The organism is Candidatus Photobacterium acropomis (assembly GCF_030685555.1).
GTDB classification, from domain to species: domain Bacteria; phylum Pseudomonadota; class Gammaproteobacteria; order Enterobacterales; family Vibrionaceae; genus Photobacterium; species Photobacterium lucens.
Genome location: NZ_CP131609.1, coordinates 1,099,233 through 1,119,946 on the forward strand (window position 1 = coordinate 1,099,233; position 20,714 = coordinate 1,119,946).

Genomic DNA, 20,714 nt, shown 5'->3' on the forward strand with positions numbered 1-20,714 from the left:
ATTTATCGTGATTAACGAAATCAAACAAGACGCGCAATCGCGCATGGAAAAAAGTGTTGAAGCACTGAAAAACCAACTAGTGAAAATCCGTACAGGTCGTGCACACCCAAGCCTACTTGATACTATTTCTGTTGAGTACTACGGTGCAAACACGCCACTAAACCAAGTTGCTAACGTTGTTGCTGAAGATGCACGTACACTAGCAATCACAGTATTTGACCGTGAACTAGCGCCTAAAGTTGAAAAAGCGATCATGATGTCAGATCTTGGTTTAAACCCAATGTCTGCTGGTACTGTGATCCGTGTTCCACTTCCACCGCTAACAGAAGAGCGTCGTCGCGATCTTGTTAAGATTGTACGTGCAGAAGCTGAGCAAGGTCGTGTTGCTGTACGTAACATCCGTCGTGATGCTAACGCGAACGTTAAAGCGCTACTAAAAGACAAAGAAATTTCTGAAGATGATGATCGTCGTGCACAAGACGAAATTCAGAAACTAACTGATGACGCTATCAAGAACATCGATGCTGTTCTAGAAGTGAAAGAAAAAGAGTTAATGGAAGTTTAAAACGTAACTAGTTTTAAATGATTAGGAGCGCTGTGCGTGCAGCACGGCGCTTTTTTTTGAGGGATAGAGATGGCAGAGCATTCAATCGAGGCTGGGCTTTCGGCAGATTGTCTTCCAAACCACATCGCAGTGATTATGGATGGTAATGGTCGTTGGGCAAAAGCCAAAGGCAAAGCTCGGGTGTTTGGCCACAAGGCTGGCGTAGAAGCCGTGCGAAAGACAGTCTCTACTGCAAATCGTCTTGGTATTAAAGCATTAACGCTCTTTGCTTTTAGTAGTGAAAACTGGCGTCGTCCAGAAGCTGAAGTTTCACTATTGATGGAGCTTTTCATGACCGTATTAAGTCGTGAAGTAAAAAGGCTACATAAAAATAATATTCGATTACGTATCATCGGTGATACGACGCGTTTTAGCGGACGCTTACAAGAAAAAATTGCCACGGCAGAAGCATTAACCGCAGATAATACAGGTATGGTGCTCAATGTTGCTGCCAATTATGGTGGTCAATGGGACATTCTTGAAGCTGCTAAACAGCTAGCACAGCGCGCCGTTGATAATGATCTTGATATCAGCGAACTCACAGAGCAGGATTTAGAATCCGGTCTTTCAACCTATGGGCTTCCTGATGTTGATCTGTTGATCCGTACCAGTGGCGAGTGCCGAATCAGCAACTTTATGCTGTGGCAAACCGCTTATGCTGAGTTGTATTTTACTGAGCAACACTGGCCTGATTTTGATGAAGCGAGTTTGATGAACGCAGTAGCGTGGTTTGTGACTCGTGAGCGCCGTTTTGGTTGTACAGGCGAACAGATACAAGCATTGTTAAAATAAAAGTTATTATTTTTCGCCAATGCGCAGAGATGTGCGTTGGCGTTATTATTTACAACAACTAAGGCTTTGAGCCTATACAATAATTATATAGAGGACGCAGTTTGCTAAAGCAACGAATAATTACCGCATTAATCCTCGCACCACTTGTCATTGCGGGTATTTTCTTCTTACCATTTCCTGCCTTTGTTGCTGCGATTGCAGCTGTAACCCTTGTTGGTTTTTGGGAATGGACTCAATTTGTTAATGCATCATCTCGTATTAGTGCGATGGTTCTACCTGTGATTGCATTGGGTGCAAGCCTAGTGTTATTACCAGTAGATGCAACATCACTATCAGCATTAAGTGGTGGTCTACATAGCGTATTACTGATCGGTGGCATTTGGTGGTTAATTGCTTCTTTCTTAGCGATAACCTATCCCAAAACCGATAAGTTATGGGCATCTAATTCTTTTGTAAAACAACTTTTCGGCCTACTAACATTACTGCCATTTTTTTGGAGCATTTTAATGTTACGTGCAGTGGATTACAGCAATGATCCTTATCATGGTGCTAAGCTAGTTTTACTGGTGTGTTTCCTTGTTTGGTCAGCAGATACTGGTGCGTATTTCTCTGGCAAACGCTTTGGTAAACACAAAATGGCGCCAGCAGTTAGCCCGAATAAAACGATCGAAGGCTTAATTGGTGGTGTGGTGTTAGCGGTTATCATTACTTGGATTGGCGCGAATTTACTGGCGATTCCATTTGTATCGATTTCAAGCTTGTTATTGATTGCTATTATTACTGTAGTGATTTCAGTGTTAGGCGATTTGGTTGAAAGCATGTTTAAACGTGCTTCTGGCGTGAAAGACAGTGGTAATATTTTACCAGGTCATGGCGGTATTTTAGATCGTATTGATAGCCTAACCGCAGCAATACCCGTTTTTGCATTACTCTATCTCTGGTTAATGTAAGCCATCTCTTTTTTAAGGCAGCCATTACGCTGCCTTTTTTGTAAATGTAAGTGAATTTATGCGTAAGTTAACGATCCTTGGTGCCACAGGCTCGATTGGTAGTAGTACTTTAAATGTTATTGCAAATAACCCTGAATTATTTGAAGTAACGGCGTTAGCAGCAGGTTCAAATGTCGATAAGATGTTTGAACTTTGTCAGTTATGGAAGCCACAATATGCAGCGATGTTTGATGTTGATGCTGCAAAATTACTTGAACAAAAACTACAACAGCACGGGTTAGATGTTCGTGTTCTGTCTGGCGAACAGGGTGTTTGTGATGTAGCAGCATTAGAGTGCGTTGATACTGTGATGGCTGCTATTGTTGGCGCGGCGGGTTTATTACCTACGATGGCTGCGGTGAAAAAAGGTAAGCGTATTTTGCTTGCTAATAAAGAAGCGCTGGTGATGACAGGTCAAATGTTCATTGATGCATGTGAAAAGCACGGCGCTGAACTGTTACCTGTTGATAGTGAGCATAATGCGATTTTCCAATCGCTACCCGCTGAGATCCAACAGCGTATGGGACGTTGTGATTTATCCGCATCGGGTGTGAGTAAAGTGTTGCTCACGGGCTCAGGTGGTCCGTTTAGATATACTGATATTAGTGAGCTTGATGATGTAACGCCGGCAATGGCGATAGCGCATCCGAACTGGTCTATGGGACCTAAAATCTCTGTGGATTCAGCCACAATGATGAATAAAGGTCTAGAGTATATTGAGGCGCGCTGGTTATTTAATGCTAGCCGTGAGCAAATGGATGTGATTATTCATCCTCAATCAGTGATCCATTCGATGGTGCAGTATAAAGATGGCTCAGTGATCGCTCAGATGGGATTGCCGGACATGTGTACGCCGATTGCTTGTGCGATGGCTTATCCTGAGCGTGTAGAGGCAGGTGTTGCGCCACTAGATTTTAGTCAAGTCGGTGAGTTTACATTTTTGAAGCCGGATTTTGACCGTTACCCGTGTTTGAAGCTAGCCATTGATGCCTGTTATCAAGGTCAAGCAGCAACAACAACATTGAATGCTGCGAACGAAATTGCTGTCGCTGCGTTTCTATCCGGTCAAATTCGTTTTACTGATATTGCTAAAGTGAACAAAAAAGTGCTAGAAATAGCCGTGCTTGTGGAACCTCAAGATATTGAAGAGGTAATGGAAATAGATAAACAAGCTCGTCAACTGGCTTCCGATATCATCATCAAGGAATTTGCATGATTGAATTTATCCGCAATTTAAGTGCTTTTTTAGTTGCTCTTGGGATCTTAATCGCAGTTCATGAATTTGGACATTTTTGGGTTGCACGTCGTTGTGGTGTGTATGTAGAACGATTTTCTATTGGTTTTGGTAAGTCGTTATGGCGCCGAGTTGGTAAGGATGGTACCGAATATACCCTTGCGATTATCCCATTAGGTGGATATGTAAAAATGCTTGATGAGCGGGTGGAAGAAGTACCTGCTGAAAAGCGTCATATGGCGTTTAATAATAAAAAGCTTTGGCAGCGAAGTGCGATTGTTGCGGCAGGTCCGCTAGCTAACTTCTTGTTTGCGATTTTTGCCTATTGGGTAGTTTATCTTATTGGGGTTCCTGCACTTAAACCTGTTATTGGTGAAGTTGCGCCACAATCGATCGCGGCGCAAGCAGGAATCACACCTGGAATGGAACTTAAATCAGTTTCAGGAATCGAAACTTCTGATTGGGAATCTGCCAATATGGCAATGGTTTCTCATATCGGTGATAAAACAATGCAGATCACAGCAACCGAGCCTAATAGCAATGTTGTTGTTACTCGCACTTTAGATTTATCACATTGGTCTTATGATCCTGAGTCACAGCAAGTGCTAAATACCTTAGGTATTATGCCTTATCGACCTGCAATTACGTTAAATGTCGCGCAATTGGTGGATAATAGTGCTGCAGTAGATGCAGGATTTAAATTAAATGATAAGATTGTAGCAATTGATGAAAAACCTGTAACTGAGTGGCAGCAGTTTGTTGATGCCGTGCGTACGCACCCAGAACAACAATTATCTGTTGAAGTCTTACGTGATGGGCAACCAGTGGTGTTATCACTTGTACCTCACAGTAAGGTTGAGCCTGACGGTAGTAAAATTGGTTATGTCGGTTTAGCGCCATCTATTGAACCATGGCCTGAGTCGTACAAAATTAATTTACAGTTTGGTCCACTTGAAGCAGTAGTGAAGGCTACTGAAAAGACAAAACAGCTAGTAACCTTAACATTCGATATGGTAACGAAGTTGTTTACAGGTGATGTTGCAATAAAAAACCTAAGCGGGCCTATTTCCATTGCGAAAGGGGCGGGGATGACTGCCGATTTTGGTTTAGTGTATTTTCTCGGCTTTTTGGCATTGATTAGTGTCAATTTAGGTATAGTTAATTTGTTACCGCTACCAGTGTTAGATGGAGGGCATTTAATGTTCTTCGCTATCGAAGCGGTGACTCGTCGTCCTGTCTCAGAACGAATTCAGGATATTGGCTATAGAGTGGGATCAGCCATTTTGGTTGCGTTAATGGCCGTTGCGCTATTCAATGATTTTACCCGTCTTTAATAATGCGTTTTTAGCAAGGAATAATCAGAACAGTAATGGCGATTAAAAAACTGTTGGTCGCATCGCTGCTTTTAACCAGTAGCGTTGCGCATAGTGCGGAAGATAATTTTGTAGTTGATAACATTCGTTTTGAAGGGCTTCAGCGTGTCACGTTAGGTGCTGCATTGTTAAAGATGCCAGTTCGCGTTGGAGATACTGTTAATCAACAGGATATTTCAGAACTAATTAAATCACTTTATGCTTCTGGCAACTTCGAAGATATTAAAGTTTACCGCGACGGTAATACACTTCAGATAGATGTGACTGAGCGTCCTACTATTGCCAATATCACTTTCGCTGGTAATAAAGCGATCAAAGCTGAACAGTTAAAAGAAAACTTGGAAGCGTCAGGCTTACGAGTAGGCGAGGCTTTGGATCGTACAACGCTACGAAAGATTGAAAAAGGGCTTGAGGATTTCTACTACAGTGTTGGTAAATACAACGCGACAGTAGAAGCGGTTGTGACACCTCTACCTCGTAATCGTGCTGATGTTAAATTTGTTTTCACTGAAGGTGTGTCTGCAAAAATTAAGCAGATTAACATTTTAGGTAACCATGTTTTCAGTGATGATGAATTACGCAGTAAGTTCACACTTAAGGACGATGTGCCTTGGTGGAACTTTATGGCGAATGAGAAGTATCAAAAGCAGGTGTTACAAGGCGATTTAGAAGCGCTGCGTTCTCAATACCTAAATAATGGTTACTTAAAGTACCGTTTAGAAGAAACACAAGTATCGATCTCGCCAGATAAAAAAGGCGTATACATCACCCTTAAGATCCATGAAGGTCATCAGTACAAAGTTAAAAATGTACAGTTCCGTGGTGATGTAGAAGGTCGTGTTGCAGAGTTTGATAAGTTAGTAACGTTTAAACCAAACTCGGTTTATAACGGTGCGGAAGTTACTGCGCTAGAAGAAGCGATTAAGCGTGATCTAGGTGAAGCGGGTTATGCCTACCCTAAAGTAACGACTTACCCTGAGTTTGACGATAAGAACAATGAAGTATCTTTGATTGTTAACGTTGAACAAGGTAAGCGTATTTACGTACGTAATATTGAATTCCGTGGTAACACCAATACGAAAGATGAAGTATTACGTCGTGAAATGCGTCAGATGGAAGGTACCTGGTTAAACGCAAAAGCGATTGAAACAGGTAAAACGCGTCTGAATCGTACTGGTTTCTTTGAAAATGTTGATGTACAGACTGTACGAGTACCTGGTTCAGATGATCAGGTAGATATCAAATACAACGTAAAAGAAGCAAACTCAGGTAGTGTTAACTTTGGTGTTGGTTACGGTACTGAATCAGGTATTAGTTTCCAAGCAGGCCTTACTCAAGATAACTTCTTAGGTACAGGTAACCGTTTTGGTATCAATGCACAAACTAATGATTACTCTAAGAACATTAGTCTAGAGTACAACGACCCATACTTCACGATTAATAACGTGAGCTTAGGTGGTCGCGTTTACTACAACGAGTTTGAAGCCTCTGATGCGAATATCTCGGACTACACTAACCAAAGCTATGGTACGAGCTTAACTTGGGGCTTCCCATACAATGAGCTAAACTACTTCAACTTTAGCTTAGGTTACGATCATAACAAGATCTCTAATACGCAAGATTATTATCAAATCCAGCAATTTAAGAAGATCCATGGTTTTGATCTAGATAGTGACAGTGCGATTGAATTGGATGATTTCAGCTGGACATTTGGCTGGACACGTAACAATTTGAACCGTGGTTACTTCCCGACATCAGGTAACCGTCAAGATTTCTCATTTAAGATGACAATCCCAGGTTCTGATTCACAGTACTTTAAAGCGAACTATAACGTGCGCCAGTACATTCCATTAACGGAAAAACAAGATTACACCTTATTACTACGTGGTCGTTTAGGTTACGGTAACGGTTATGGTAAGACGGATAACGGTAGTGATCAGTTAATGCCATTCTACGAAAACTTCTATGCCGGTGGTTTTAGTACGATCCGTGGTTTCCGTTCAAATACCGTAGGTCCAAAAGCCGTGTTTGTTGGTGGTTGTGGTGTTAATGGACAAGGTAACAACAACTGTGCAACAGGTACAGATGATGCTGCTGGTGGTAACGCAATTGCTCTTGCGAGTATGGAACTTATTGTTCCGACTCCATTAGTATCAGATGAGCTTAAGAATCAAATTCGCACCAGTTTCTTTGTTGATGCAGGTTCTGTTTGGGATACCGAATATAACTTGAACTATAAGAGTAGCGATGGTCAAAAACTGGAAGACTATTCTAAACCAGATATGATCCGTGCGTCTTACGGTGCAGCATTACAGTGGATGTCGCCAATGGGTCCACTTGTATTCTCGGTAGCTAAGCCTATCAAGAAATATGAAGGGGATGATGAGGAATTCTTCACATTCACCATTGGTCAGACATTCTAATTTTTGAGGAGAGAACTTTTGAAACAATGGATTAAAGCAGCAAGTCTTGGCTTGGTAATTCTATCTTCGTCAATGTACGCTAATGCAGCTGAAGCTGCACAAAAAATTGGTTACGTATCTACCGGTCAGGCAATGTCTGAGTTAGCTCAGCGTTACAAGGTTCAAGATAAGTTGAAGAAAGAATTTAGTGGTCGTGTAGCGGCACTACGTTCAATCGAAACAAAGATGAAGAGCAAAATCGACAAGATGAAGCGTGATGGTGAGCTAATGAGCTCAGATCAACGTCAAAAGCTTCAACGTGAACTTGCTCAACTTGACTCTGATTACAAGCTAAAAGCACAAGCACTAGCAGAAGATCAACGTCGTCGTGGTATGGAAGAAGAGCAAAAGCTTGTTAAGAAAATCCGTACAGCAATCGACTCTGTAGCGAAGAAGAATGGCTACGATGTTGTACTTGATGCACAAGCAGTTTTATTCGCAAATAAGAAAGATGATCTTTCTTCTAAAGTGATTGCTGCGGTAAAATAATCAGTAACACAAAGCAATAATGACCGATATATTGGCATTTCACCCAATATATCGGTGGTTATGGTATCAAACAGCCACTTTTGTGGCTGTTGTTACAATAGGTATAAGGTAAATATGGCTGCAATCACTCTTGCTAAACTAGCTGAAAAATTAGGTGCGGAACTTCGTGGCGATGGTTCTGTGGAAATTCATTCTATTGCTGGAATGGGCAAGGCAGTGGAAGGTCAAATAACGTTCCTTTCTGATAGCAAATACCGCAAGCAACTTACTGAGTGCAAGGCTGATGCAGTAATGCTACGAGAAGCGGATGTAGAGTTCTTCCAAGGTAATGCATTAGTCGTTAAGGATCCTTACTTAAGCTATGCATTAGTTGCACAGTTACTCGATACAACACCGGCTGCAGCCTCTGATATTGCCGCTTCTGCGTTTGTTGATCCTACTGCTGAGCTTGGTGACAATGTAGCGATTGGTCACAATGCAGTGATTGAAGCAGGTGTTAAGCTTGGCAATAACGTACAAGTGGGCGCAGGTTGTTTTATTGGCAAAAACGCAGTGATTGGTGATAACACTAAGCTTTGGGCTAATGTAACTATCTACCACAACGTAGAGCTAGGTAGTGATTGTTTAGTGCAATCAAGTACTGTTATTGGCGCTGATGGTTTTGGTTACGCTAATGATAAAGGCGAATGGGTTAAAATTCCTCAGCTTGGCTCGGTTCGTATTGGTAATCGTGTTGAAATTGGTTCATGTACTACAATTGACCGTGGCGCACTCGATGACACCATTATCGAGGATAACGTTATCATTGATAACCAAATGCAAATCGCCCATAACGTGCAGATCGGATATGGTACAGCGATGGCGGGTGGTACAATTGTCGCAGGTAGTACCAAAATTGGTAAATACTGCATCATTGGCGGTGCGTCGGTATTAAATGGCCATATTGAAATTGCTGATGGTGTGACTATCACTGGTATGGGCATGGTAATGCGTAGTATTGAAGAAAAGGGTATGTATTCTTCTGGTATTCCATTACAAACCAATCGCGAGTGGCGTAAGACTGCAACGCGTGTTCATCGTATTGACGAAATGAATAAGCGTCTAAAGGCTGTTGAGAAAGAATTAGCAGCAAAAGATAAGTAAGATTTTACCTAATAAGTTAACGCGCCTACCTTTGTGTAGGCCGTTTTGCATTGATATTGAATATTATTTTATTCTCATTAAGACAGGAATTTAGTTTTGACCAGCGAAAATAAGACGCTAAACATCACAGAAATTCAGGAACTGCTTCCTCACCGTTACCCATTCCTAATGATTGATCGTGTGATCAACTATGATGAAGGTAAGACGTTAACAGCTATTAAAAATGTTTCTGTCAATGAGCCTCAATTTACTGGTCATTTCCCTAATATGCCGGTATTCCCAGGCGTCATGATCCTAGAAGCAATGGCACAAGCAACAGGTTTACTAGCATTTAAAACCTTTGGTGCGCCAGCTGAGAATGAACTGTATTACTTTGCAAGTATCGATAAAGCGAAATTTCGTAAACCAGTAGGCCCTGGTGATCAACTTGTACTAGAAGTTGAATTTCTAAAAGAGCGTCGTGGTATTGCTATGTTTAACGGCGTAGCGAAAGTTGACGGCGAAGTAGTATGTTCTGCTGAACTTAAATGTGCACGACGAGTATTCTCATGATCCATGAAACCGCACAAATTCACCCGTCAGCAGTCATTGAAGACGGTGTAAAGATTGGCGCTAACGTGAAAGTTGGCCCATTCACTTATATTGCCACTGATGTTGAAATCGGTGAAGGTACTGAAGTGATGTCACATGTTGTGATCAAAGGTCCAACTGTGATCGGTAAAGATAACCGTATCTTCCCATTCGCGGTTATCGGTGAAGAGTGCCAAGATAAGAAATACCAAGGTGAAGCGACACGCCTTGTGATTGGTGATCGCAACGTGATCCGTGAAAGCGTACAAATGCACCGTGGTACGGTACAAGACAAAGGTGTGACTATCGTCGGTAGTGATAACCTTTTCTGTGTTAACGTCCATATCGCTCATGACTGTGTTGTTGGCGATAACATTATTATGGGTAACAACGCGACATTAGCTGGTCACGTTACCGTTGAAGATTACGCAATTATTTCTGCACTGTCGCCAGTACACCAATTCTGTACTGTAGGCGCACATAGCTTTATCGGTGGTGGCTCTATCGTTGTTCAAGACGTACCACCATTTGTGATGGCACAAGGTAACCACGCAAAACCATTCGGTATCAATATCGAAGGCTTAAAGCGTCGTGGTTTTGAAAAGCCTGAGCTACATGCTATTCGTCGTGCTTACAAAGAAATTTACCGCTCTGGTAAAACACTAGCAGAAGTGAAGCCAGTACTTGAGGAAATGAGTCAAGATTTCCCATCAATTGGTTTATTCTTGAAGCTATTTGAAAACTCGACACGCGGTATTATTCGCTAATGACGAAGCCACTTCGAATAGGAATTGTCGCCGGGGAAATCTCCGGCGATATTTTAGGTGCCGGTTTTATTAAAGCGGTTAAAGCGCAATACCCAGACGCAGAGTTTGTTGGTGTTGCGGGGCCTCGTATGCAAGCTGAAGGTTGTGAAGCCTTGTTTGATATGGAAGAGCTTGCCGTGATGGGCATTGTTGAAGTATTAGGTCGCTTACCTCGATTATTTAAGGTCAAAGCAGAGTTAGTTAAATACTTTAGCGATAATCCACCAGATGTGTTTGTTGGTATTGATGCCCCTGATTTTAACTTACGCCTAGAAAAAGATTTAAAAGATCGCGGTATTAAAACCGTTCATTACGTCAGTCCATCAGTATGGGCATGGCGTCAAAAGCGCATTTTTAAAATCGAAGCTGCGACCAACCTTGTACTTGCATTCTTACCGTTTGAAAAAGCGTTTTACGATAAGTTTAATGTTCCTTGTGAGTTTGTCGGCCACACTATGGCAGATGCAATCCCATTGCAAACTGATCAAGCTGCAGCACAAGCGTTATTAGGGTTAGATTCTGATAAACGCTGGCTGGCGGTATTACCGGGCAGCCGTGGCAGTGAGATGGAAATGCTTGCCCCACCGTTTATTGAAACGTGCAAACAGCTTAAAGTTAAGCATCCAGAGTTAGGCTTTGTCGTGGCGCTTGTTAATCAAAAACGTCGTACTCAATTTGAACAAGCGTGGCAACAGACAGCACCAGAGCTTGATTTCGTGCTGGTGGATGATACAGCTCGTAACGTGATGATTGCCTCAGATGCAGTGTTACTCGCATCGGGGACTGTGGCGCTCGAGTGCATGTTGGTTAAACGTCCTATGGTGGTGGGCTATAAAGTCAAACCATTAACGGCGTGGCTAGCGAAGAAAATGCTTAAAACCAAGTATGTATCGTTGCCGAATATCTTAGCAGACGAAGAGCTAGTCACAGAGCTGCTGCAAGAAGATTGCACGCCAGAGAAGCTTTATCACGAAGTTGATAAGATCCTCTACGGTGATACATCAGCGTTGATGGCAAAATTTGAACAAATGCATAAAACCATTCGTTGTAATGCTGATGAGCAAGCAGCGAATGCAGTATTAGCTTTAATTGATAGAGCGTAATATGGCTGAGAAAAAAGAATTTGAACCGTTTGTTTACCCTCAAGCTAATTGTATTGCAGGGGTAGATGAAGTCGGTCGTGGTCCGTTAGTGGGGGCAGTTGTAACAGCAGCGGTAATTTTAGATCCGAATAACCCTATAGAAGGCTTAACGGATTCTAAAAAACTGACCGAGAAAAAACGCAATCTGCTGTTTGATGAAATCAAAGAAAAAGCCTTGTCTTGGTCATTAGGTCGTTGTGACGCTGATGAAATTGACGAGCTGAATATCTTGCAAGCGACCATGGTAGCGATGCAGCGTGCAGTGGCAGGTTTACATGTTCAGCCTGATTTTGTGTTGATTGATGGTAACAAAGTTCCTGAATTGCCAATGGCTGCCCAAGCTGTAGTGAAAGGGGATCTACGTGTCGCAGAGATCAGTGCCGCATCCATTATTGCCAAAGTGACGCGCGATCGTGAGATGGAAGCATTAGATGCTGAATATCCACAATATGGTTTTGCTAAACATAAAGGCTACCCAACTAAAGCGCATTTTGAAGCGCTAGAGCAACATGGTGCGATTGATCAGCACCGTAAAAGCTTTAAGCCTGTTAAACGTATTCTTGGTTTAGATTAAGTCTGCTCATCAGAATGACAATATCGATGGCATAGCATTCAGCTGTGCCATTTTTTTATTGCCTCAATACCTCTCATATCCGGTTTCGGGTATAATTTTCTTAATTCAGTAACGTAACAAATTAGGTTGTCATGGCAGAACCACGTTTTATCCACCTTCGTGTGCATAGTGATTTTTCGATGATTGATGGTTTGGCGAAAGTAAAGCCAATTGTCAAAAAAGCATCGGATCTCGGTATGCCAGCACTCGCTATTACAGACTTTACTAACCTGTGTGGTTTGGTGAAGTTTTACTTCGCTGCCCATGATGCTGGAATGAAGCCAATTATTGGTGCTGACTTCAAAGTTCAGTCTGCAGAAATGGGAGACGAGTTATTTGAACTCACCATTTTAGCGGCAAACAATGAAGGTTATAAAAATCTAACTTTATTGATTTCAGAAGCCTATCAGCGTGGACATGTACAACACCTGCCAGTTATTGACAAAGAATGGCTGATTACTCACCGTGAAGGTTTAATTGTCCTGTCTGGTGGCAAAAATGGTGATGTGGGTAAAGCCTTGCTGAAAGGCAACCAGAAAATGGTGGACAGCTTTGTCAGTTTCTACAAAACCCATTTCCCTGATAGTTACTATTTAGAGTTGGTACGCACAGGTCGTGCCGATGAAGAAGCTTATTTACATTTTGCGGTTGAACTGGCTGAAAAAGAAGATTTGCCCGTTGTTGCCACCAATGATGTGCGCTTACTGACGGCAGATCAATTTGATGCACACGAAATTCGTGTTGCCATCCATGATGGTTATACGCTTGTCGATCCTAACCGACCAAAGCTCTACAGCGCACAGCAGTATCTTCGTAGTGAAGAAGAAATGTGTGAGCTGTTTGCTGATATTCCAGAAGCGCTGCAAAACTCGGTAGAAATTGCTAAACGCTGTAACGTTACTGTGCGTTTAGGGGAGTACTTCCTGCCAAACTTCCCAACCGGTGATATGAGTATCGAAGACTTCTTGGTCATGAAATCCAAAGAAGGCCTTGAAGAGCGTTTAGAGTTCCTTTTCCCCGATCCAGAAGTACGTGCAGCGCGTCGTCCTGAATACGATGAACGCTTGGATGTGGAGCTTCAAGTTGTTAACCAGATGGGGTTCCCAGGTTATTTCTTGATCGTAATGGAGTTCATCCAGTGGTCGAAAGATAATGATGTGCCAGTAGGCCCTGGTCGTGGTTCAGGTGCGGGCTCATTAGTCGCTTATGCCCTGAAAATTACCGATTTGGATCCGTTGGAATTTGACTTACTTTTCGAACGTTTCTTGAACCCTGAACGTGTCTCCATGCCCGATTTCGATATCGACTTCTGTATGGATAAGCGTGACTTGGTTATTGATCACGTGGCTGAAATGTACGGTCGTGATGCGGTATCGCAGATCATTACGTTTGGTACTATGGCGGCAAAAGCGGTGATCCGTGATGTCGGCCGTGTACTGGGTCACCCGTATGGTTTCGTCGATCGTATCTCTAAGTTAGTGCCAGCCGAGCCGGGCATGACACTGGCCAAAGCGTTTGATGCCGAACCTCAGCTAGGTCAATCTTATGATGCGGATGAAGAAGTCCGTGATTTGATTGATATGTGTCGCATCCTTGAAGGGGTAACACGTAACGCTGGTAAACACGCTGGTGGTGTTGTGATCTCGCCAACCACGATCACTGACTTTGCGCCATTGTACTGTGATGCGGAAGGTAATAACCCGGTTACCCAGTTTGATAAGAATGACGTTGAAACCGCAGGCTTGGTTAAGTTCGACTTCTTGGGACTTCGTACATTAACCATCATCGACTGGGCGTTGGGGCTGATCAACCCTCGCTTAATTGAGCAAGGTAAAGAGCCGGTCAATATCGCTGCTATTGCGATGGACGATCCAAAATCTTTTGCCATGCTGCAACGCTCAGAATCTACCGCAGTATTCCAGCTTGAATCCCGTGGTATGAAAGATCTGATCAAACGTCTTCAGCCTGACTGTTTCGAAGATATGATCGCATTGGTGGCACTGTTCCGCCCAGGACCTTTGCAATCAGGCATGGTAGATAACTTCATTGACCGTAAGCACGGTCGAGAAGCGGTGTCTTACCCTGATGAAAAATGGCAACACGAGTCACTAAAAGACATTCTTGATCCGACTTACGGCATCATCCTGTATCAGGAACAGGTAATGCAGATCGCACAGGTACTGGCTGGCTACACCCTTGGTGGTGCGGACATGTTACGTCGTGCGATGGGTAAGAAAAAACCGGAAGAGATGGCGAAACAGCGTGCTGTTTTCGAAGACGGGGCGATCAAGAACGGGGTTGATGGCGAACTGGCAATGAAAATCTTTGACTTGGTGGAGAAATTCGCCGGTTACGGATTTAACAAATCGCACTCAGCCGCCTATGCCTTGGTGTCTTATCAAACGCTATGGTTAAAAGCCCACTATCCAGCCGAGTTTATGGCAGCGGTAATGACCGCAGATATGGATAACACCGATAAGATCATTAGCTTGGTTGACGAATGTCACCGTATGAATCTGAAACTGCTGCCACCTGATGTCAACAAAGGTTTGTACCGCTTTAACGTTGATGACGAAGGTGCTGTGGTTTACGGTATCGGTGCGGTGAAAGGTGTCGGTGAAGGCCCGATCGAGAATATTATTAGCGCCCGTGATAAAGGCGGCCACTTTAAAGATTTATTCGATTTCTGTGCCCGTATCGATACCAAAAAAGTGAACAAGCGTGTACTTGAAAAGCTGATCAAATCAGGGGCTATGGATCGCTTAGGTCCTAACCGTGCAGCTATGTTAGCAACACTGGATGATGCCATTAAAGCGGCAAGTCAGCATCACCAAGCTGAAGCTTTTGGTCAAACCGACATGTTTGGTGTTCTAACTGCAGCGCCTGAAGAAGTAGAGCATAAGTATGCCAATATTCCAGAATCTCCTGATAAAGTTTGGCTGGAAGGCGAACGTGAAACCTTAGGTTTGTATTTAACTGGTCACCCGATCAATGCTTATATTCCTGAGTTAAAGCATTACACGACTTGGCGTTTGAAAGATGCGCAGCAAACTGGGCGTGATAAAGTAGCTACGGTTGCAGGTTTAGTGATTGCAGCCCGAGTGATGACAACCAAACGTGGCACCAGAATTGGTTTGATGACATTAGATGATCGTTCAGGTCGAATGGAAGTCATGCTATTCTCTGATGCCTTAGATCGTTACATTGATCTGCTTGAAAAAGATAAAATAGTGGTGGTATCAGGACAGGTCAGCTTTGATGATTTCAATGGTGGCCTTAGAATGTCAGCGCGTGAAGTGCTCGATATATCAGAAGCGAGAGAAAAACATCTCCGTGGTCTTGCGATTTCAGTCACCGAACAGCAGATCGATGAGCAGTTTTTCGCCCGTTTCAGCCAAGTGCTGGAACCACACCGAGCAGGTACAGTACCTGTGAACGTGTACTATCAGCGCTCGAATGCCCGTGCCAAACTCACATTAGGAACAGAATGGCGAATTACGCCAGCAGATCAGCTAATTTCTGATCTAAAAACACTCCTAGGTGATAAGCAGGTCGAGCTTGAGTTTAATTAAGTTAGCTTAATGGTTTATGATAGGGTAATAAGAACCCTATCATCTTCATAAGCAAAAGGATTTTAAGTGGTATGAGCCTGAACTTCCTCGAGTTTGAACAACCGATTGCAGAACTAGAAGCAAAAATTGAAGCATTACGTGATGTATCTCGTCGTGATGAATCTAACTCGGTTGATCTAGAAAAAGAAATTGAGCAACTAGAAAAGAAAAGCCTAGAGCTAACCAAGAAAATCTTTGGTGATCTTGGTGCATGGCAGGTTGCGCAACTCGCACGCCATCCTCAGCGCCCATATACTTTTGATTACATCGAGCACATGTTCGAAGAGTTTGATGAATTAGCAGGTGATCGTGCTTTTGCTGATGATAAAGCATTAGTGGGTGGTATTGCGCGTATTGATGGTCGCCCTGTTATGGTGATTGGTCATCAAAAAGGTCGTGGTACGACTGAAAAAGTAAAACGTAACTTTGGTATGCCAAAGCCTGAAGGTTACCGTAAAGCACTGCGTTTAATGAAAATGGCAGAGCGTTTTAATATGCCAGTGATCACTTTCATTGATACTGCAGGCGCTTACCCAGGTGTGGGCGCGGAAGAGCGCGGTCAATCAGAAGCGATTGCAATGAACCTTAAAGTTATGGCTGGTCTAAAAGTGCCAGTGATCTGTAACGTTGTAGGTGAAGGCGGCTCTGGTGGTGCACTTGCGATTGGTGTGGGCGATTGCGTGAACATGCTGCAATACTCAACTTACTCTGTTATTTCTCCAGAAGGTTGTGCATCAATCTTATGGCGTGATTCAGACAAAGCACCACAAGCAGCAGAAGCAATGGGTATGACAGCTCCTCGTCTTAAAGAGCTTGAGCTAATTGATAACATCATTGAAGAGCCACTAGGTGGTGCGCACCGTAACGTGCCATTGATGGCTAACACACTAAAAGCACAGCTGAAAGCAACGCTTGAAGAGTTAGATACAATGGACACTGAAACGTTACTTGAGCGTCGTTACCAGCGTCTAATGAGTTACGGCTACTGCTAAAATTACAGTACGCTATCAATTGAAGAGGTCAGCATAATGCTGGCCTTTTTTGTATTTCTCGTTTAGTACGGCTTGTTGCTGCGTTAAACTGGTGTTTTATCCCAATGTTGAAAGAAGCCATGTTGTATTCCTCTTTTTCTCGCCAACTACTTACAACTCACAATGTCGACAGTAAACGTTTTATCCTCGCTTTTAGTGGTGGGTTAGATTCGCGAGTATTACTGGATTTAATGGCTCGATTTATCGCTCAATTCCCGATCTATTCTTGCCATGCCGTTTATGTACATCATGGCTTGAGTAACAATGCCGATGTGTGGGCTGAGAAGTGTTTAGCATGGGCTAAGCAATGTGGGATCAGCTGCGATGTTGAACATGTGATGGTTGAGACGGGAAACCGTATTAGTCTTGAACAAGCGGCGCGAGAGGCTCGCTACAATGCATTAGCAAAACATATTCAACAGGGAGATACCTTATTAACGGCTCAACACAGTGATGATCAAATAGAGACTTTTTTGCTGGCGCTTAAACGTGGTAGTGGTCCTGCAGGCTTAGCTTCAATGCCGACTATTTTGCCTTTTGCAAAGGGTAAACATTTAAGACCATTATTGAATGTGACTCGTGCTGAGATTGAACAATATGGTAAGGAGCACCAACTGGAATGGGTAGAAGATGAGAGTAACCAAGATGAACGTTATGATCGTAATTTTATCCGCCACCAAATCACTCCTCGTCTGGTAGAACGTTGGCCGGGCATTCATAAAGCGGTTGCACGAAGCAGTGCATTGTGTGGTGAACAAGAAGCGTTATTAGAAGAACTATTATCGACGCAGTTGGCTCAAGCAACACAATCCGATGGTAGTTTATTGCTGGCTGACAATACAACTCAACGTATAGGTATGGCGTTGATCCGACAGTGGCTAAGGCAACAAAAAGTGGTGATGCCGTCTTTAGCTCAGCTAGAACAACTTTGGTTTAATGTGGTATTAGCAAAACAAGATGCTAACCCTAAGTTATGTTGGGCAAATGTGGAAGTGCGCCGTAGCCAAGGGAAACTGTATTTACTTCAGCAATGGAGTGATATCAGTCAATGGCAAGCTCCTTTTGAAATTGATGCTATTTGTCATCTACCGCAGGAGCTAGGGACATTACAATTATCTCAAAGTAGCAATGATAAGGTACTTCGATATCCACGGGCTGATGAAAAAGTGACAGTACGTTTTTGCTATCAAGGTGATCCTATTAAACCGCTTGGTCGCAGCGGTAGCCGTAAACTGAAGAAATTGTTTCAAGAATACCAAGTTCCGAGTTGGTTACGCAGTCGAACGCCTTTCATTTTTTATGGTGAAAAGCTGGTTGCTGTCGTTGGGTATTTTGTTGTTGCTGATTTTGCTGGTGATGATCTTGCGATCATTACGTCGAATTTAACTGATTAATTTTATTAATCTTCAAGAAAGGTCACATAAATTATATTCAATTGGTTTATATGCTATTTACTAGTTAATTAAGCGTTACATTTGCTGTATTTTTAGCGCTTTATTTTTTGAACTGAAGGAATGCAAATGCGGATTGGAGTTTTATGTGGTGGCAGATCGAGTGAGCGAGAAGTTTCATTAAAGTCAGGAGCACAAATTGTATCTGCGGTGAAAGCTCTAGGTCATGACGTGGTGCAGTTAGATCCGTGTAGCATTGATCTCTCCATGCTGAATCTTTATAAGCTCGATAAAGTTTTTATTGCATTACATGGCGGGTTAGGTGAAAGCGGACATATCCAAGCATTGCTCGATATTTTGCAAATCCCTTATGTAGGCAGTGGTGTATTAGCATCTGCGATTTCATTAAATAAGCTAAAAACCAAAGAAGTGTGGTCGGCAAATGGTTTATTGACCGCACCTTGGGTATTGGTACGTAAATCGACATCTCAATCAGATATTTTAAAGAGCTGTGGTGAAATCACATTTCCAGTTGTGATCAAGCCTTTAAATCAAGGCTGTAGTATTGGCGTTGCAAAAGCTGATAATGAAGAACAATTATGGCAAGCACTGCTAGCAGCATTTGAATATGATGATGAAGTGTTGGTAGAGCAATTCATTGTTGGGCGTGAATACACCTGCGCAATATTGAATGATGAAGCACTACCTGTAGTACAAATTTGTTCAGATACATTTTTTGATTGGAGTGCCAAGTTCGGAACACAAAGCGCGACGTATCATTGTCCATCAGATCTGAGTGAGCAAGAAGAAAAGAACATGCAGCAAGTTGTTAAGGCTGCATATAAGGCCTTAGGTTGTCGAGGTTGGGGGCGCGTAGATGTGCTGTTAACCGAAAATAACGATGTGTATTTAATTGAAATGAATACCATTCCAGGGATGACAGAGCGTAGTGTTTATCCAATGGCTGCAGCCCAAGCCGGTTTAACTTATAACGATCTCATTGCTAAGTTACTCGATAAAGCACAATTTGATACGATTTAATTCAATTTCTTAAAACACCGTGATAGCCATACTATCACGGTGTTTTTTTATGCTGATGTATTTGGATTCTTATAGATGGATATATATGAGAACCACCTGATGTTGTTTTTTTTATCTATTTGGTAACTTTTTATTGCGAGATAATATAAAAAGCATTAATGTACTAGTTCACTGATACGTTGGCTGTAAGGAAGAGATATGAGCAAACCATCCACACTTGGCGGTGCATGCATTATTGCAAGCGTTTGTGTTGGCGCAGGCATGTTAGGTTTACCGAGTGCAGGGGCGGGCGCATGGACATTTTGGAGTGTTATTGCGATCTCATTGACCATGGTCATGATGACCCTATCAGGTTGGTTACTGCTAGAAGCATTAAAGCATTATGATTTTAAGGTTTCTTTTAACACCATTACCAAAGATGTGTTGAACCGTAAAATCAATGTTGTTAATAACCTATCGTTGTATTTTGTTGGTTGTATTTTGCTTTATGCCTATATCTCATCATCGGGCATGATTTTTAGTAATTTGCTGGGCATTAATGAAAAGCTAGCGTCGGTTTTATTTGTAGCGGTATGTTCTGCATTTGTGCTGCATTCTACTCGTGCCGTTGATCGTATTTCTATTTTGCTCATTATCTTCATGTTGGTGAGCTTCTTAATCGGTATCTCTGGTTTAGCGGCCAATATCCAATTACCTGTACTGCTCGATACTACCCACTTGCATTCAAGTTATTCACCGTATGCATTAGCCTTGTTACCGATTGCATTAACCTCGTTTGGTTATCACCACTCTGTCAGCACCATGCGTGATTACTACCGAGATGAACACCGCGCAAAGAATGCAATTTTAGGTGGCACTTTTATTGCGTTAGGTTTCTATCTGGTATGGGTGCTATGTATTTTTGGTAACTTGCCGCGTGATGCGTTTGGCCCTGTAGTTTCTGCTGGTGGCGGTATTGATGCACTGACTCATGCTCTTGATAGCGTAATTGATTCAAATAGTGTGAAACAGGCTATTCGTATTTTCTCTATTGCTGCTGTTGTGTCGTCATTTATTGGTGTTGGTTTAGGTGTCTTTGATTACCTAGCAGATTTATTTGGCTTTGAAGATACCAAGCAAGGCCGATTGAAAACGTGGGCGATTACTTTTGTTCCACCATTACTGTTTTCATTGGTGTCACCATTTGGTTTCCTTGCTGCAATTGGTCTAGCAGGTGCTGCGGCAACTATCTGGGCATGTATTATTCCGGCATTGTTAGCGAAGAAAACCCGTCAATGTAAAGCGTCGAAAGAAGGTTTTGTGGTGCCGGGTGGTAATGTGACGGTATATGTCGTGATTGGTTTTGGTGTAGTCACTGCCGTTTTCCATATTATGGCAATGGCAAATTTACTACCGATTTTTAAAGGCTAATAACAGCTTAATT

General features: G+C 42.7%; 17 protein-coding genes. All 17 read left to right on the forward strand.

The window, feature by feature from the left end; translation table 11 throughout:
* Nucleotides 1–7: 7 nt before the first annotated feature.
* Nucleotides 8–565, forward strand: a complete 558-nt coding sequence (gene frr, locus Q7657_RS11975; RefSeq protein ID WP_008986231.1) for a ribosome recycling factor — start codon at nucleotides 8–10, stop codon at nucleotides 563–565.
* A gap of 69 nt (nucleotides 566–634) precedes the next feature.
* Nucleotides 635–1,396, forward strand: coding sequence for an undecaprenyl pyrophosphate synthase (gene uppS / locus Q7657_RS11980; RefSeq protein ID WP_053989490.1), 762 nt, complete (start codon nucleotides 635–637; stop codon nucleotides 1,394–1,396).
* Between the two features lie 101 nt (nucleotides 1,397–1,497).
* The gene (locus Q7657_RS11985) at nucleotides 1,498–2,346 is read left to right on the forward strand and encodes a phosphatidate cytidylyltransferase (protein WP_045065461.1); all 849 of its coding nucleotides are present in this window, start codon (nucleotides 1,498–1,500) and stop codon (nucleotides 2,344–2,346) included.
* Between the two features lie 58 nt (nucleotides 2,347–2,404).
* Nucleotides 2,405–3,601, forward strand: coding sequence for a 1-deoxy-D-xylulose-5-phosphate reductoisomerase (gene ispC / locus Q7657_RS11990; RefSeq protein WP_107167204.1), 1,197 nt, complete (start codon nucleotides 2,405–2,407; stop codon nucleotides 3,599–3,601).
* Nucleotides 3,598–4,953 (forward strand): sigma E protease regulator RseP, encoded by a 1,356-nt coding sequence (gene rseP / locus Q7657_RS11995; protein ID WP_053989487.1) that lies wholly within the window; start codon nucleotides 3,598–3,600, stop codon nucleotides 4,951–4,953. Before ispC ends, rseP begins: the two co-directional genes overlap by 4 nt.
* A 35-nt stretch (nucleotides 4,954–4,988) precedes the next feature.
* Nucleotides 4,989–7,415 (forward strand): outer membrane protein assembly factor BamA, encoded by a 2,427-nt coding sequence (gene bamA / locus Q7657_RS12000; protein WP_053989486.1) that lies wholly within the window; start codon nucleotides 4,989–4,991, stop codon nucleotides 7,413–7,415.
* Nucleotides 7,416–7,433: 18 nt separating this feature from the next.
* Complete coding sequence (locus tag Q7657_RS12005; RefSeq protein ID WP_008986237.1) at nucleotides 7,434–7,943, forward strand: OmpH/Skp family outer membrane protein; 510 nt, start codon at nucleotides 7,434–7,436, stop codon at nucleotides 7,941–7,943.
* A 114-nt stretch (nucleotides 7,944–8,057) separates the two neighbouring features.
* Nucleotides 8,058–9,086: a UDP-3-O-(3-hydroxymyristoyl)glucosamine N-acyltransferase gene (gene lpxD / locus Q7657_RS12010; RefSeq protein ID WP_107167203.1), complete on the forward strand. Its 1,029-nt coding sequence runs from the start codon at nucleotides 8,058–8,060 to the stop codon at nucleotides 9,084–9,086.
* Between the two features lie 96 nt (nucleotides 9,087–9,182).
* Nucleotides 9,183–9,638 carry a 3-hydroxyacyl-ACP dehydratase FabZ gene (gene fabZ, locus Q7657_RS12015; protein WP_008986239.1) on the forward strand — a complete coding sequence of 152 codons (456 nt, stop codon included), beginning with the start codon at nucleotides 9,183–9,185 and terminating at the stop codon, nucleotides 9,636–9,638.
* On the forward strand, nucleotides 9,635–10,423 hold the full coding sequence (gene lpxA / locus Q7657_RS12020; protein WP_008986240.1) for an acyl-ACP--UDP-N-acetylglucosamine O-acyltransferase: 789 nt from the start codon (nucleotides 9,635–9,637) through the stop codon (nucleotides 10,421–10,423). Before fabZ ends, lpxA begins: the two co-directional genes overlap by 4 nt.
* Nucleotides 10,423–11,565: a lipid-A-disaccharide synthase gene (lpxB, locus tag Q7657_RS12025; protein WP_107167202.1), complete on the forward strand. Its 1,143-nt coding sequence runs from the start codon at nucleotides 10,423–10,425 to the stop codon at nucleotides 11,563–11,565. Before lpxA ends, lpxB begins: the two co-directional genes overlap by 1 nt.
* 1 nt (nucleotide 11,566) lies before the next feature.
* Nucleotides 11,567–12,178: a ribonuclease HII gene (rnhB, locus tag Q7657_RS12030; RefSeq protein WP_053989482.1), complete on the forward strand. Its 612-nt coding sequence runs from the start codon at nucleotides 11,567–11,569 to the stop codon at nucleotides 12,176–12,178.
* A 131-nt stretch (nucleotides 12,179–12,309) separates the two neighbouring features.
* Nucleotides 12,310–15,789 carry a DNA polymerase III subunit alpha gene (gene dnaE / locus Q7657_RS12035; RefSeq protein WP_107167201.1) on the forward strand — a complete coding sequence of 1,160 codons (3,480 nt, stop codon included), beginning with the start codon at nucleotides 12,310–12,312 and terminating at the stop codon, nucleotides 15,787–15,789.
* Between the two features lie 71 nt (nucleotides 15,790–15,860).
* On the forward strand, nucleotides 15,861–16,820 hold the full coding sequence (accA, locus tag Q7657_RS12040) for an acetyl-CoA carboxylase carboxyl transferase subunit alpha (protein WP_008986244.1): 960 nt from the start codon (nucleotides 15,861–15,863) through the stop codon (nucleotides 16,818–16,820).
* 119 nt (nucleotides 16,821–16,939) lie between these two features.
* The gene (gene tilS / locus Q7657_RS12045) at nucleotides 16,940–18,253 is read left to right on the forward strand and encodes a tRNA lysidine(34) synthetase TilS (RefSeq protein WP_107167236.1); all 1,314 of its coding nucleotides are present in this window, start codon (nucleotides 16,940–16,942) and stop codon (nucleotides 18,251–18,253) included.
* 126 nt (nucleotides 18,254–18,379) lie between these two features.
* Complete coding sequence (locus tag Q7657_RS12050) at nucleotides 18,380–19,291, forward strand: D-alanine--D-alanine ligase family protein (RefSeq protein ID WP_107167200.1); 912 nt, start codon at nucleotides 18,380–18,382, stop codon at nucleotides 19,289–19,291.
* Nucleotides 19,292–19,489: 198 nt separating this feature from the next.
* On the forward strand, nucleotides 19,490–20,701 hold the full coding sequence (locus Q7657_RS12055) for an aromatic amino acid transport family protein (protein WP_107167199.1): 1,212 nt from the start codon (nucleotides 19,490–19,492) through the stop codon (nucleotides 20,699–20,701).
* Nucleotides 20,702–20,714 lie beyond the last annotated feature (13 nt).

Excerpts from the sequence above, each read along its gene's own strand:
- Q7657_RS12055 (WP_107167199.1), top strand. The coding sequence starts at position 19,490 with ATGAGCAAACCATCCACACTTGGCGGTGCATGCATTATTGCAAGCGTT.
- lpxD (WP_107167203.1), top strand. The coding sequence starts at position 8,058 with ATGGCTGCAATCACTCTTGCTAAACTAGCTGAAAAATTAGGTGCGGAA.
- lpxA (WP_008986240.1), top strand. The coding sequence starts at position 9,635 with ATGATCCATGAAACCGCACAAATTCACCCGTCAGCAGTCATTGAAGAC.
- uppS (WP_053989490.1), top strand. The coding sequence starts at position 635 with ATGGCAGAGCATTCAATCGAGGCTGGGCTTTCGGCAGATTGTCTTCCA.
- bamA (WP_053989486.1), top strand. The coding sequence starts at position 4,989 with ATGGCGATTAAAAAACTGTTGGTCGCATCGCTGCTTTTAACCAGTAGC.
- rnhB (WP_053989482.1), top strand. The coding sequence starts at position 11,567 with ATGGCTGAGAAAAAAGAATTTGAACCGTTTGTTTACCCTCAAGCTAAT.
- tilS (WP_107167236.1), top strand. The coding sequence starts at position 16,940 with ATGTTGTATTCCTCTTTTTCTCGCCAACTACTTACAACTCACAATGTC.
- ispC (WP_107167204.1), top strand. The coding sequence starts at position 2,405 with ATGCGTAAGTTAACGATCCTTGGTGCCACAGGCTCGATTGGTAGTAGT.
- Q7657_RS12050 (WP_107167200.1), top strand. The coding sequence starts at position 18,380 with ATGCGGATTGGAGTTTTATGTGGTGGCAGATCGAGTGAGCGAGAAGTT.
- accA (WP_008986244.1), top strand. The coding sequence starts at position 15,861 with ATGAGCCTGAACTTCCTCGAGTTTGAACAACCGATTGCAGAACTAGAA.
- dnaE (WP_107167201.1), top strand. The coding sequence starts at position 12,310 with ATGGCAGAACCACGTTTTATCCACCTTCGTGTGCATAGTGATTTTTCG.
- rseP (WP_053989487.1), top strand. The coding sequence starts at position 3,598 with ATGATTGAATTTATCCGCAATTTAAGTGCTTTTTTAGTTGCTCTTGGG.
- lpxB (WP_107167202.1), top strand. The coding sequence starts at position 10,423 with ATGACGAAGCCACTTCGAATAGGAATTGTCGCCGGGGAAATCTCCGGC.